The sequence below is a fragment of the Streptomyces sp. NBC_00075 genome (assembly GCF_045041225.1).
Taxonomy (GTDB): domain Bacteria; phylum Actinomycetota; class Actinomycetes; order Streptomycetales; family Streptomycetaceae; genus Streptomyces; species Streptomyces adonidis.
In genome coordinates this window covers 9,608,285-9,621,349 of the sequence record NZ_CP108243.1, presented here as the reverse complement: position 1 = coordinate 9,621,349, position 13,065 = coordinate 9,608,285, and the positions used below count along the sequence as shown (strand labels likewise).

The following is a 13,065-nucleotide window of genomic DNA, read 5'->3' as shown; positions in this document are numbered from 1 at the left end:
GTACGCCGTGGTCAGCGGCCCTTCCAGACCGCCGCCCTCTTCTCCGCGAACGCGGCGGCCCCTTCCCGGGCGTCCTCCGACGTGAACACCGGGGCGGCGATCTCGAACTGACGTGCCCACCCCTCCTCCAGCGTCCAGTCGGCGGCGTGGCTCGCGATCTCCTTGGTGGCGGCGACGGCGAGCGGGCCGTTGGCCGCGATCGTCGCGGCCAGGGCGAGGGCTCCGTCGAGCGCGCCACCCTCGTCCGTCAGCCGGTTGACGAGGCCGACCTCGGCGGCCCGTTCGGCGCTGATCGGTTCCCCGGTCAGGAGGAGTTCCAGCGCGATGGCGTACGGGATGCGGCGCGGGAGGTGGAGGGCCGCGCCGGCGCGGGCGACCAGGGACCGCCGTACCTCGGGGACGCCGAGGCGGGCCGTGCGGGAGGCGACCACCAGGTCGCAGGCCAGCAGGAGTTCGAAGCCGCCCGCCAGGGCCCAGCCCTCGACGGCGGCGACCAGCGGTTTGCGCGGCGGGGTCAGGGTGATCCCGCACAGGCCGCGGCCCTCGATCGCGGGTGACTCGCCCCGCAGCCACGCCTTGAGGTCCATGCCGGCCGAGAAAGTGCCGCCGGCGCCCGTGAGCACGCCCGCCCGCAGGTCGTCCGACTCGTCCAACTCGTCCACCGCTGCCGCCACTCCGGCGGCCACCCCCGCGTCCAGCGCGTTCTTCACCGCCGGGCGGTTGATCGTGATGACCTGGACCGCGCCCCGGCGCTCCACCAGCACCTCGTCCGACACGCCTACCTCCTCGAATCGTGCAACTGATCGCCGGTCACGGCGAATTGGGCCAGTTCATGGGCGACCATGCCGTCCAGGTCCTCGGCCGGCGGTGCCGGGAGGTCGACGGCGCGGTCGCGGGTCGGCAGCAGGACGACGGCCGTACCGGGTGTGGTGACCTCGCCGCGCTGGTTCTCGCACCGCACCTCGATGTGCACCTCGGCCCGCCCGGCCACCCGCCGTTTGTCGACGACCGTGCCGCGCACCCAGGTGGTGTCGCCGAGATAGTTGAACTTGCGGTGCTCGCACCGGAGTTGCCACAGCCAGCCGTCGTCGCCGATCCAGTCGGTGAGCAGATGGCACAGCCAGGTCTCGCGCATCCCGCCGTAGTCGTACGGGTTCGGCAGCCCGAGTTCCTTCGCCCGCGCGGGTTCCCAGTGCAGCCGCTGCACGGTGTCCGGGATGTTCATGGGGTTCGGCGGATACAGCCCCGGGGCCTTGCGCCGGACGCGCGCGGCGATCCCGAAGGCGCCGGGCGGGGTGAGCTGCATGCCCCAGCCCAGATGCCAGACAACCACGTCCGTGGTGGTCAGCGGCCCCTTGACCCGGGGCTGGAGTTCGTCGCCGATCTCGACGTCCTCCCAGTAGCGGGGTTCGGCGCCGCGCCGGGTCTCGGCCGCGTACGCGGCGTCGATCTCGGCCAACTGCTCGGCCGTGTAGGGCTCCTGGGCCAGGTGTTCCTTCGCCCGCTTCTTCGACGTGTGCCGTTCGGCGTTGATCCAGGTGCCGCGCCGCAGGGCGTGCATCTCGCCCCGCCCGTTGGCGTAGAGGTAGTCCTTGACGACGTGTGCCGTGCGTCCGCCGAAGCGGCTGGGCTTGAGGTGGACGCCCACCTGGGTCTGCAACACCCGGCAGCGGTCCCCGAGTTGAAGCGGACGCCACCACTCGAACTCCATCACCGCCTGGTAGGAACCGAGCCCGGCGAAGGGGTCGCCCTTCAGGAGCGCCTTGGTCTCCGGGTCCGGCTTCGGGGCCGCGTCCTCCCCCATCGTGTAGAGGAAGGTGGGCGGTGCGACGAGCGAGCCCCAGCGGGTGCCGGCCGCGTGGTCCGGGTCGCAGTACAGGGGGTTGTCGTCGCCGTAGCCGTACGCGAAGTGGCGTACGCCGTCCCAGGTCACCTCGTAGTTGTGCGGGGGGTTGTGCTGGGGCTGCGGGACGCCGAGGCGTCGGCGGGAGCGCTCGACCGCCTCGTCGGTGAGGACGCCGAACCGCTCGGCGGCCTTCTCCGGCGTACCCGTCTGCGTACCCGTCATCGCTGTTCCTCCTTGACGCGCTGCTGCTGTGCGAGCCGGGCGCGGACCAGTTCCAGCAGGTCCACGCGGCTGACCTTGCTCGACGGGGTCCGGGGCAGGGCGTCGACGACGACGATGTGCGCCGGTACCTCGTACGGGGTGAGCCGGGACCGGCAGAGGGCGACGAGGTCGGCGGTGTCCGGGGGGACTTCGCCCGGCTCGGTCTCGACCCCCGCGACCGGTACCTCGCCGAGCCTCGGGTCGGGCAGGCCCGCGACGGCCGCCTCACGGACGGCGGGGTGGCTCTCCAGGACGCGTTGGACGGTCTCCGGCTGTACCTTGAAGCCGCCGCGGATGATGGCGTCGTCCGCACGACCCTCGATCCAGACGAACCGGTCGGCGTCGATCCGGGCGAGATCGCTGGTCCGCGTCCAGGCCCGGCCGCCCCCGGTGCTCTGCTCGGTGCGGACCTCCAGACGGCCGGGCCTGCCGACGGGCAGTTCGGCGCCGTCCTCGCCGGTCACCCTCAACTCGACGCCGTCGAAGGCGCGTCCGGCGCTGCCCGCCTTCCGCTGCCACCACCGTTCGTGCAGCGGCAGCGTCCAGCCGACCACCGCTCCGGCGAACTCGGTGGCGCCGTAGGTCATGAGGACGGGGATGCCGTACGTACGGAAGAAGGCGTCGGCGAGTTCCGCCGGGCAGGGCGCGGTGCCGGAGGTGACGACCTGGAGGCTCGCCAGCCGTTCCTTCGGGACACCGGAGTCGAGGACGGCGCGGATGGCGGCCGGTACGAGGCTCGCCGCCCGCAGCCGGTGCCGTTCCACCGCGCCCACCCAGGGGTCGACGGCGAACCTGGGCATCAGGAGCATGCGCCGCCCGGTCGCGAGACAGGCGAGCGCCCGCCACAGGCCGGAGATGTGCACGAGCGGGGTGGCCACCAGCGCCGCCGACCGCGACAGCAGCCGCGCGTCCTTCGGGGTCTGCCCGCCGGAGACGAGGGCCTGGTCGAGCTGTCCGATGCGCAGGTGCACGCGTTTCGGGGGGCCGGTGGTGCCCGAGGTCAGCATCTCCACGGCGACGTCCGGGCCGGCGAGGGGCGCATCGGCGGACGGCGTACCGCCCGCGAGCTTGACGATGCCGTCGGTGCCGGTCTCCAGGGCCGCGCCGTGAGCGGTCACCGTGCTCAACACGCCCTCGCGGGCCAGGACTTCGGCACCGGCGACGACGACGGGCGGCTCGCAGCGCGCGATGTCGGCGGCGAGCCGCGCCGGTGGCTGCAACGGGCTCAGCATCACCAGGCAGCGCCCGGAGGCGATCACCGCGGCGACCACGGCCACGTGCTCGGGCCTGTTCTCCAGGACGACACCGACGCGGGCGCCGGAGGGCAGTCCCAGTGCGTCGAGCGCGTCGACGACACCGCGCGCGGTCTCCTGGATCTGCCCCCAGGTCCACCAGTCGCCCTCGTACTCGATCGCCTCGGCGTCGGCGGGGGCCTCGGTCAGCAGCCGGGACAGGCGGTCGCGAATTCCCACGGGAGCAGCCTTTCGTCACCAGGCCTATAAAGTACACTTAATTGATGATCGTTTACTGCCAGATCCGTGACATGCCACCGTAAGTGACAAGAACCACGTGATTCAGTGACCTGAAATGGGTCAGATTCCGACCAGGTCGGCCAGCCGGGCCCGGTGCGCGGCCGGGCTGCCGAAGAGCTGCTCCGAGGACTTCGCGCGCTTCAGGTACAGATGCGCGTCGTGCTCCCACGTGTAGCCGATGCCGCCGTGGATCTGGATGTTCTCCTTGGCGGCATGGGTGAAGGCGTTCGCGCAGTACGCGGCGGCGAGCGCGGCGGACACCGGCAGTTCGGCCGGTTCCCCGTCGGCCACGGCCATCGCGCGGTAGGCGGCCGAGCGGGCGGCCTCGACCTGGAGCAGCGTGTCGGCGCACTTGTGCTTGATCGCCTGGAACGACCCGATGGGACGGCCGAACTGGACCCGGACCTTCGCGTACTCCACCGACGCGTCCAGGCAGGCCTGCGCGCCGCCGACCTGCTCGGCGGCCAGCGCCACGGCCACGCGGTCGACGACGGCACGGAGGTACTCCGTGGCGTCTCCCTCCGGGCCGACCCGTAGCGCCACCGCGCCGTCGAGGTCGATCCGCGCAAGGCGCCGCGTCGGGTCGAGCGTCTCCAGCCGGGTGCGGGTCACCCCGGGCGCGGTGCCCTCCACGGCGAACAGGCCGGGGCCGGTGTCCGCGCGAGCCACGACCAGGAGCAGGTCGGCGCTGTGACCGTCGATCACGAACATCTTCGTGCCCGACACCCGCCAGCCCTCCGCGTCGCGCTTCGCCGAGGCGGCCACGTCCTCGACGCGCCACGAGCCGCCCGCCTCGGCCAGCGCAAGGGTGCCGGTCAGCGAACCGTCGGCGATGGCGGGCAGCCAGCGCGCCTTCGCCGTGTCGTCGCCGGACACGGCGAGGGCCTGGCCGGCGAGGGCGACCGTGGCGAAGTACGGGGAGGGCAGCAGAACCCTCCCCAGCTCCTCCAGGACGATGCCCAACTCGACCGGGCCGCCGCCGAATCCGCCGTACTCCTCCGGCAACGCGAGGCCGTGCAGGCCGAGTTGGTCCGCCATCTGACGCCAGAGCGCCGGGTCGTGGCCCTCGTCGGACTCCATCGAGCGGCGCACAGCCTCGCTCGGCGCCTTGTCGGCGAGGAAGCGGCGGAGCGTCGAACGGAGTGTCTCGTGCTCCTCGGTGAACGTGGTGAAGGTCGGTGCCACGTGCGCTTCATCCGTCCCTGTGGGGTGTCTTCGACCGCAGATAGGCGGCGAAGTCCGGCATCCGGGCGCGGTCCACGATCTCGATCCGGAGGCCGCTCGGCGCCAGGTGGTAGGCGAAGATCGACGGCTCGCCGTCGATCACGGCGCAGGCCTCCAGCGGGAAGCCCGCCTCCGCCAGCCGTTTCGAGGTCGTCGGGACGTCGTCGCAGAAGTAGCCGAGGTGGTGCGTGGCCATGTGCCCGGTCGCCGTCCAGGGCGTTCCCGGGATCTCCTGGGCGAGTTCGATGTGCGGGGCGTCGAGCGAGTACGTCCAGCGCAGGGCGAGTACCCGTTCGCCGTCCGCCATGCGCACCGGCAGTTCGGCGGTCATGGTCTCGGTCCAGCGGTAGCCGGCGACCTCGGTCAGCCGGGCCTTCCACTCGTCGACGTCCCGGACCACGATCCCCGTGTGATAGAGGTCGGCCGCGCTCAGGATGTGAGTCACCGCGCCGCTCACCAGGTGAGCCGGAGCTGCTTGATGCCGTACATGTTGCCGTGCGCCTCGAGGTCCTGGCCGGGCTCGATCTCGTAGTCCGGGATGCGCCGGTGCCACTCCTCGATCGCCACGTTGAGTTCGAGGCGGGCGAGGTGCGAGCCGAGGCAGCGGTGGGGGCCCGAGCCGAAGGCGATGTGGTTGGTCGCCGTCCGGTGCAGATCCACCTCCAGCGGGTTCTCGTACCGTTCGGGGTCGCGGTTGGTGACCGAGATCGGGAGCATCACCATGTCGCCGGCCCGGACCGGGCAGCCGCCGACCTCGACGTCGCGGGTGGCCTTGCGGGCCGGGACGACGGGCGAGTAGACGCGCAGGATCTCCTCCACGGCGGTGGAGATGAGCGAGGGGTCGGCGACGATCGCCCGGCGCTGCTCCGGGTGTGTGGCGAAGTGGTAGAACGACCAGCCGACCGAGATCGGGACGGTGTCGAAGCCGGCCTGGAAGAACAGGACGCAGAACGCGTGCATGTCCCGGTCGCTGATCTTCTCGCCGTCGATCGTCCAGGTCATCGCCTGAGACAGCAGGTCGTCGCGGGGGGCCTCGCGGCGCAGGGCGATCTGCTCGTCGAAGTACGCCGACACGGCGGTCATCGCGGCCAACTGGCGCTGTCCGTCGGGGTCCTCGCCGTAGGTGAGGTGCAGCAGATCGTGGGTCCAGTGGAGGAACTGGCCGAGGTCGTCCTCGGGCAGGCCCATCAGGTCCATGAAGATCCGGGTCGGGTACTGGCGGGCGAAGGCGTCGAGGACGTCTGCGCTTCCGGCGCCCTTCAGTCCGTCGATGATTTCGCCGGCGATCCTCCGGAACTTCGGCTCGTCGGCGGCTGCGGCCTTCGGCGAGAAGTGCTTGCCCAGCAGCCGTCGCCACTCGGTGTGGTGGGGCGGGTCCAGCATCTCCGGGATCCACAGGAACTTCGGATTCGGGTTGAGGACCGTCACCGACTCGCTGGAGAACGTCCGCCAGTCCTGGAGCGCCCGCTGGATCGCCTCGCTCTCGGTGACGACCCAATAGCCTTGCGCGATGGTGCTCCGGAACCCGGAGTGGGTGCCGGCCAGTTCGTCCCAGCGTTGCTGGTGACTGAGGACCGGCCCGCTGAGCCGGTTGTCGAAGTGGTAGGCGGGAACTCCGTCGTGGGTTCCGTCGGGTTCGAGTGTCGTGCTCATCACGGCTCCTCTCGTCGTACGTCCGTCACGTCGCACGAGGTCAGGGGTGTCCTACGGGGGTCAGGTCGCCGCGCCCTCGATCTTGAGCGCGATCAGCTCGTCCTCGCCGATGCCGAGCGAGCGCAGGACGTCGTCGGTGTGCTCAGCGAACTGGGGTGCCCGGGTCAGGTCGGCCGGGGTCTCGTCGAACTGGACGGGATTGGCGACCAGTTCACGGTCGACCCCGTCGGCGTCCACGACGGGGGCGATGAGACCGTTGGCCCGCAGTGCGGGATCCTGACCGACCTCCCAGGCGTTCTGTACGGCCGCCCACTGGCCCTCTCCCCGGGAGAGGAGGTCGACCCACTCGTCGTACGGGCGGGAGGCGATGAGCCCGGCGACGATCTCGGCGGCCTCGCCGGCGTTCGCCATCAGCTTCTCGGTGCTGTCGAAGCGCTCGTCGCGGGCGAGTTCCTCGCGGCCGGCCAGCTTGCAGAACTCGGCCCAGTACCGGCCGGGTTGCAGCATCGCCAGCTCGATCCAGCGGCCGTCCGAGCAGGGGTAGGAGCCGATGAGCGGGTTGGTGGCGGAGCCGTACCGGGGCTGGATGTTCACCGGGAGCGGGCCGCCGTTCATGAGGGCCATGTTGACCGTGAACTGCGTCGCCCAGGCGCCCACGCCGAGCAACGACACGTCCACGACGGACGGTTCGCCGGTCGTGGCGCGGGAGTAGAGCGCGGCTGCGATGCCTCCGGCGATGGTCATCCCGCCCATCGAGTCGCCGTAGGCACCGGCGGGCATCCGGATCATCCGCTCCGCGCCGACCGGGGTGACACCGGCGGCGCTGCCGCCGCGCGCCCAGAAGGCCGTGCTGTCGTAGCCGCCCTTGCGCGCCTCCTCCCCACGGGCGCCGAAGCCGCTGCCCCGGACGTAGATGATGTCCGGGTTGACCGCCCGGATGTCCTCGACGTCGATGCGCAGTTTCGCCCGCGCGTCGGGCAGGAAGTTGGTCAGGAACACATCGCTGGTGCGGATGAGTTCGTCCAGCACTCGCCGCGCGGACGGCTTCTCCAGGGCGAGGCCGACACTCCGCTTCCCACGGTTGGGACCCTCCACGATCGGGAAGAACGACGAATCCTTGCTGACCGCGTCGTACCCGAGCACCCGCACGAGACCGCGCTGGCCGTCGCCCCGTTCGGCGTGCTCGACCTTGATCACGTCGGCGCCCCAGTCCGCGAGCACGGCGCCCGCCGCCGGGACGAAGGTGAACTGTGCGACCTCTAGGACCCGCACACCCTCCATGGGCCTCTGCATCGGACCAACCCCTCCGAGCCTGAACGCTATTGCGCATACCCAATCAACGAAGAACGCGCTCCAGTATGGACCGAGGGTCGTAAAAAGTATACTGTTTTCGCCATGCTGGATTTCTCGATAGAACCCGATTTCCAGGCCAAGCTGGACTGGGCGACCACCTTCGTACGCGAGGAGGTCGAGCCCCTCGACCTTCTGTTCCCGCACGGGGGCGACCCGTACGACACCCGCAACGAGAAGGCCCGTGCGATCCTGCGGCCGCTCCAGGACCAGGTACGGGAGCAGGGGCTGTGGGCCTGCCATCTCGGCCCCGAACTGGGCGGCGCGGGCTACGGACAGGTCAAGCTCGCGTACCTCAACGAGATCCTGGGCCGCTCCTACTGGGCCCCGACGGTCTTCGGCACCGCCGCCCCGGACACCGGGAACGCCGAGATCCTCGCCATGTTCGGCACCGAGGAGCAGAAGGCCCGCTATCTGCGGCCGCTGCTCGACGGCGACATCGTCTCCACCTTCTCGATGACCGAGCCACAGGCGGGCGCCGACCCCAAGGAGTTCCTCTGCCGCGCCCGGCGCGACGGGGACGAGTGGGTGATCGACGGCGAGAAGTGGTTCTCGTCCAACGCCCGCTACGCCGCCTTCCTCATCGTCATGGCCGTCACCGACCCGGACGCGCCGCCGCACGCCCGCATGTCGATGTTCATCGTGCCCGCCGAGACCCCGGGCGTCGAGATCAAGCGCAACGTCGGCACGATGGACGAACGCGACAACCTCGACGAGGGCATCCACGGCTACATCCGCTACGACCAGGTCCGCGTCCCGCTCGACGCCATGCTCGGCGGCCCGGGCGAGGGCTTCAAGGTCGCCCAGGCACGGCTGGGCGGGGGCCGGGTGCACCACGCGATGCGTACGGTCGGCAAGTGCGCGCGCGCCTTCGACATGATGTGCGAACGGGCACTGTCCCGTCGTACGCAGGGCACCGTGCTCGCGGAGAAGCAGGCGGTGCAGCAGTTCATCGCGGACTCCTGGGTGGAGTTGCAGCAGTTCCGGCTGCTCGTGCTGCACACCGCGTGGATCATCGACACGCAGCCGCACGGCGCGGCCCGCACCCAGATCGCGATGTGCAAGGTCCAGACGGCGAAGGTGCTGCACGACATCATCCAGCGGGCCTTGCATGTGCACGGCTCGCTCGGCACCACCAACGAACTCCCGCTCGCGAAATGGTGGATGGCCGCACCGAACCTCGCCCTCGCCGACGGCCCCACCGAGGTGCATCGCACGACGATCGCCAAGCGGCTGCTGAAGAACTACCGGCCGGCGGAGGGACTGTTCCCGAGCGAGCACATCCCGCCGAAGCGGGAGGCCGCGCGCAAGCGGTACGCGCACATCGTGGAGGACGAGAGCCTCGCGGGGCGGGCGGACGTATGACGGACGGACGTATTGGCGGCGATCTGTTCGACCTGACCGGGAAGGTTGCCCTCGTCACCGGGGGCAGCCGGGGGCTGGGGCGCGAGATGGTGCTCGCGTTCGCCGCCGCCGGGGCGGATGTGGTGATCACCAGCCGGAAGGTCGACGCGTGCGAGGCGGTCGCGGCAGAGGTACGTGAGCTGGGCCGGCGCGCGCTGTCGGTCTCGGCGCATGTGGGGCACTGGGACGACCTCGGGCTGCTCGTCGACGCGGCGTACGAGGAGTTCGGGAAGGTCGACATCCTCGTCAACAACGCGGGGATGTCGCCGTTGGCGCCGTCGTCGGCCGGGACCAGTGAGGAGTTGTTCGACAAGGTCGTCGGGGTCAACTTCAAGGGGCCGTTCCGGCTCGCCTCGTTGGTCGGGGAGCGGATGGCTGAGGGGGGTGGGGGGTCGATCATCAACATCTCGTCGTCCGGGGCGCTGTTCCCGCAGCCGCGGTTCGGCCCGTACGCGGGGGCGAAGGCCGCGCTCAACGCACTGACCACCGTCTTCGCTCTGGAGTACGGGCCGACGGTACGCGTCAACACGATCTCGGCCGGGCCGTTCCTGACCGACATCTCCAAGGCGTGGTCCGAGGAGAAGCGGCAGACCACGCGCAGTGCGGTGGGACGGCCCGGGCGACCGGAGGAGATCGTCAGCACAGCTTTGTACTTGGCCAGCGATGCGTCCAGTTATACGACGGGAGCGCTCATTCGGGTGGACGGTGGGTTGTATTGACACTGCGGGCCGGTGGGGGCCGGTCGCGCAGTTCCCCGCGCCCCTGAAGGGGCGCGTTCCCCCACCGTCAGTCCAGCAGTTCCGTTGCTTCTGCCAGGAGGACCGGCAAGGCCGGCAGCATGCGGTGGTGCATGTCTGTCAAGTGGGCTGCTTTTCTGCCCCGCTTGATCAATAGGGCCGTGGCCGCCGACTCCTTGTACTTTGTCAGCGCCTCGAACCAGCGTAGGTCCGGGAGGCGTTCGCCTCGGGTTTCCTCGTATACGTCGAGGAGTTCGGCCTTGGTCGGCATCCCTGTCGGTTCGTCCGACAGGGATGCGGGATGGTGGGCCTCGTCGGTGAAGAAGGTCAGCCAGGTGATGTCGACTCGGGGGTCGCCGAGGGACCAGATCTCCCAGTCGATGACCGCGTTGACCGAGTCCATGTCGCACAGGGTGTTGCCGAGGCGGTAGTCACCGTGGGTGAACACCGGCATCATCGCCGGTGGCATGGTGGCGCGCAGGCGTTCCGCCACCGCCTCGTAGCCGGTGCGCAGATCCTCGGGGACCGTCGTGAACGCCCGGGTCCAGCGGTCGATCTCGGCGCCCGGGGTGACAACCGGCTCCACGGCCAAGGGAGTTCGCTTGGGGTCCGCGCGGTGGAGGTGGGCCAGCATTCGGGCCGCGTCGAGGGCGCGGGCCCTCACCTGGGCCGCGGGCAGTGTGCCGCGCGGGACAAGTACCGGCTCCACGCAGTCCCCGGGCACCAACTCCATGGCCACGAACGGCTGGTGGACCGTCGGCGCGCCCTTGTCCCAGAACAGCACCTTCGGCACCCGTACACCGGGCACGCCCGCCAGCACCTGCATCAGCCGCGCCTGGCGCAGGACATCGCGGTTGCGGACCGGCTCCAGGCCGGGCGGGGCCACCTTGAGGACTACGCGCTCGTGTCCGGCGGGGACGCCCGACAAGGCGGCGACGTAGGTGAGGCTCGACGTGCCCCCGGTGAGCGGTTCGACCGACTCCACCTTGCCCTCGGAGGCCCAGCCGCGCAGCGCGATGGCCGTGCGCTGCGTCAACTCCGGTATCAGGTCGGTGCTGTTGGCGACGGTGCTCATGTGCCGGTCTCTCATCCTTGTCGGCCGACGGCCTGGTGGCGTTCGGCGGTCAGCGCCTCGACGATGTCCCGGCGCACCAGCTTGCCGGTCGGGGTGCGGGGCAGTTCGGGCCAGCGGGTGATGCGTTCCGGTGTCTTCGAGCCGCGCAGGGTGCCGCGTACCTGTGCGCGCAGATCGCCGGCGTCCATCTCGGCGCCGTCGCGGACCACGACCACGGCCTCGATCCGCTGGCCCCACTCCTCGTCCGGTACGCCCACGACGACCGCGTCCAGCACGTCCGGGTGGCGCAGCAGGACGTCCTCGATCTCGGCGGGCGCGATGTTCTCGGCACCCCGGATGATCGTGTCGTCGGCCCTGCCCTCGATGTGGAGATAACCGTCGGCGTCGAGCCGGCCCTGGTCGCGGGTGTGGAAGAACCCGCGCTCGTCGACCGCCGAGCCCTGTCCGGCGTACTCGCCCGAGACCTGCTCGCCCCGCACCCAGATCTGGCCCGTCTCGCCGGGGCCGACGACCTCGCCGTACGCGTCCCTGACCTCCAGTTCGACGCCCGGCACCGGCAGCCCGGCCGACCCGAGCCGGGCCCGTACGGCGGGATCGTCGCTCGCGACGGCCGTGCGGTGCTCCTGCGGGCCCAGGATCGTGATGGTGGACGAGGTCTCGGTCAGGCCGTAGGCGTTCACGAAGTCGATGTGCGGCCAGGCGCGCAGCGCGGTCTCGATCACCCGTACGGGCATCCTGGCGCCGCCGTAGGCGAGCGCGCGCAGCGAGGGCACCGACCTGTCCAGGCCGTCCGTGTCCATGATGCGGGCGAGCATCGTCGGCACCACCATCGCGTTGGTGACGCCCTGTTGGCGTACGAGGTCCAGCCAGCTCTCTGGCGTGAACTGGTCGAGGCTCAGGGCGCGGCGTCCGGCGTACAGGTTGGTGAGGATGTTGGACACGGCGGCGATGTGATACGGCGGGACGCTCACGAGGGCCGCCTCGTCCGGGTCGGCGCCGGCGAACTCCACCGTGCCGAGCACGTACGACACGAGGTTGTGGTGGCGCAGGACCACGCCCTTCGGCGTCGAGGTCGTGCCGCTCGTGTAGATGAGGACCGCCGGGGTGTCGGGCGGCTCCTGCGTCGGCTCGGCGTCGCCCGGAGAGGAGGCTGTGGCCTCTGCCGCCTGTTGGAGCCACTCCTCCGGGGTCCGTACCGCCAGTCCTGCCCTGCGCAGCGCCTCGCCGTGTTCCGGGTCGGCGATGCCCAGGGCGCGGGGGTGGTTCGCGAGCAGCGCGTCCAACTGGGCGTCGCCGAGGCGGTAGTTGACCGGGATCAGGGGGACTCCGGCCTGGGCCGCGGCGAACAGCGCGACCGGGAGGGCCGGGCCGTTCACCGCCAGGTACACGATCGCGTCGGCGTCGGCCGCGTGGACCGACCGCGCCCCGCCGACGGCCAGTTCGCGCAGGCGCGGGGCGGTCAGGCCGTCGTCCGTGCGCCCGATCAGGATCCGGTCGCCGAAGCCCTCGGCGGCCATGTCCAGCAGCATCGAGATGTTCATCGGGCAGTCCCCGCCCCTCAGTCCGAGGCCGGGAGCGGCTTGGCGCTCTTCAACGGCAGTGGTACGCCGTTCAGTGCGAGCGTGCCCTGTCCCGGCTTGGTGCAGAGCAGTTCGAGGCCGTGCTCCTCGTCGGCGTACCGCTTGCCGAGCAGGGAACCGCCCATCTGGTCGGGGTCGGCGGTGCCGGTGGCGGCGGGTCCCGGCCCGTTCGCCTCGGCCATGGCCGCCCCGCCGCAGGTGATGTCCAACTCGCCGTCCGGGCAACGGACGACGACCACCGCCGTCGTGTCGACCGTACTGGCGAGCATCTGCCCCACACGTGGCCTCATCGCAGGTTCCTCCGCGGATCTTGTTCCGTTCCGGCGCCCTAAGACCAGAAAAAAGTATACTACTTACCTAGATCACGTCGAGATGATGAACCAAGGCAACGTGACACCGAGGC

The 13,065-nt window shown here is 70.7% G+C and carries 12 protein-coding genes; 2 read left to right on the top strand and 10 right to left on the bottom strand.

Going from position 1 to position 13,065, the window contains the following annotated elements:
• Window positions 1–11 precede the first annotated feature (11 nt).
• From OG787_RS42195 to OG787_RS42165, 7 genes are all read right to left on the bottom strand, one after another.
• Window positions 12–776, bottom strand: coding sequence for a crotonase/enoyl-CoA hydratase family protein (locus OG787_RS42195; protein WP_405538827.1), 765 nt, complete (start codon window positions 774–776; stop codon window positions 12–14).
• 2 nt (window positions 777–778) lie between these two features.
• Entirely contained in the window at window positions 779–2,068 is a 1,290-nt protein-coding gene (locus tag OG787_RS42190; protein WP_405538826.1) for a MaoC family dehydratase N-terminal domain-containing protein, read from the bottom strand.
• Entirely contained in the window at window positions 2,065–3,579 is a 1,515-nt protein-coding gene (locus tag OG787_RS42185; protein WP_405538824.1) for a class I adenylate-forming enzyme family protein, read from the bottom strand. The genes OG787_RS42190 and OG787_RS42185 overlap by 4 nt, the downstream gene beginning before the upstream one ends.
• A gap of 120 nt (window positions 3,580–3,699) precedes the next feature.
• Window positions 3,700–4,824 (bottom strand): acyl-CoA dehydrogenase family protein, encoded by a 1,125-nt coding sequence (locus OG787_RS42180; RefSeq protein WP_405538823.1) that lies wholly within the window; start codon window positions 4,822–4,824, stop codon window positions 3,700–3,702.
• A gap of 7 nt (window positions 4,825–4,831) precedes the next feature.
• Window positions 4,832–5,308, bottom strand: coding sequence for a VOC family protein (locus OG787_RS42175; RefSeq protein WP_405538822.1), 477 nt, complete (start codon window positions 5,306–5,308; stop codon window positions 4,832–4,834).
• Window positions 5,309–5,316: 8 nt separating this feature from the next.
• Complete coding sequence (locus tag OG787_RS42170; protein WP_405538821.1) at window positions 5,317–6,516, bottom strand: cytochrome P450; 1,200 nt, start codon at window positions 6,514–6,516, stop codon at window positions 5,317–5,319.
• A gap of 60 nt (window positions 6,517–6,576) precedes the next feature.
• Window positions 6,577–7,809 carry a CaiB/BaiF CoA transferase family protein gene (locus tag OG787_RS42165; RefSeq protein WP_405538820.1) on the bottom strand — a complete coding sequence of 411 codons (1,233 nt, stop codon included), beginning with the start codon at window positions 7,807–7,809 and terminating at the stop codon, window positions 6,577–6,579.
• A 102-nt stretch (window positions 7,810–7,911) separates the two neighbouring features.
• On the opposite strand from OG787_RS42165, the gene OG787_RS42160 reads away from it, so the two are divergent.
• Together OG787_RS42160 and OG787_RS42155 are read left to right on the top strand one after the other, a co-directional pair.
• Window positions 7,912–9,231, top strand: a complete 1,320-nt coding sequence (locus OG787_RS42160) for an acyl-CoA dehydrogenase family protein (RefSeq protein ID WP_405538819.1) — start codon at window positions 7,912–7,914, stop codon at window positions 9,229–9,231.
• Window positions 9,228–9,989: an SDR family NAD(P)-dependent oxidoreductase gene (locus tag OG787_RS42155; RefSeq protein WP_405538818.1), complete on the top strand. Its 762-nt coding sequence runs from the start codon at window positions 9,228–9,230 to the stop codon at window positions 9,987–9,989. Before OG787_RS42160 ends, OG787_RS42155 begins: the two co-directional genes overlap by 4 nt.
• 67 nt (window positions 9,990–10,056) lie before the next feature.
• On the opposite strand, the gene OG787_RS42150 is transcribed toward OG787_RS42155, so the two are convergent.
• The 3 genes from OG787_RS42150 to OG787_RS42140 are packed head-to-tail and all read right to left on the bottom strand — an operon-like array spanning window position 10,057 to window position 12,952.
• On the bottom strand, window positions 10,057–11,082 hold the full coding sequence (locus OG787_RS42150; RefSeq protein WP_405538816.1) for a phosphotransferase family protein: 1,026 nt from the start codon (window positions 11,080–11,082) through the stop codon (window positions 10,057–10,059).
• An 11-nt stretch (window positions 11,083–11,093) separates the two neighbouring features.
• Window positions 11,094–12,623 (bottom strand): class I adenylate-forming enzyme family protein, encoded by a 1,530-nt coding sequence (locus OG787_RS42145; RefSeq protein ID WP_369032547.1) that lies wholly within the window; start codon window positions 12,621–12,623, stop codon window positions 11,094–11,096.
• A 17-nt stretch (window positions 12,624–12,640) separates the two neighbouring features.
• Window positions 12,641–12,952, bottom strand: a complete 312-nt coding sequence (locus tag OG787_RS42140) for a hypothetical protein (protein WP_405538815.1) — start codon at window positions 12,950–12,952, stop codon at window positions 12,641–12,643.
• Window positions 12,953–13,065 lie beyond the last annotated feature (113 nt).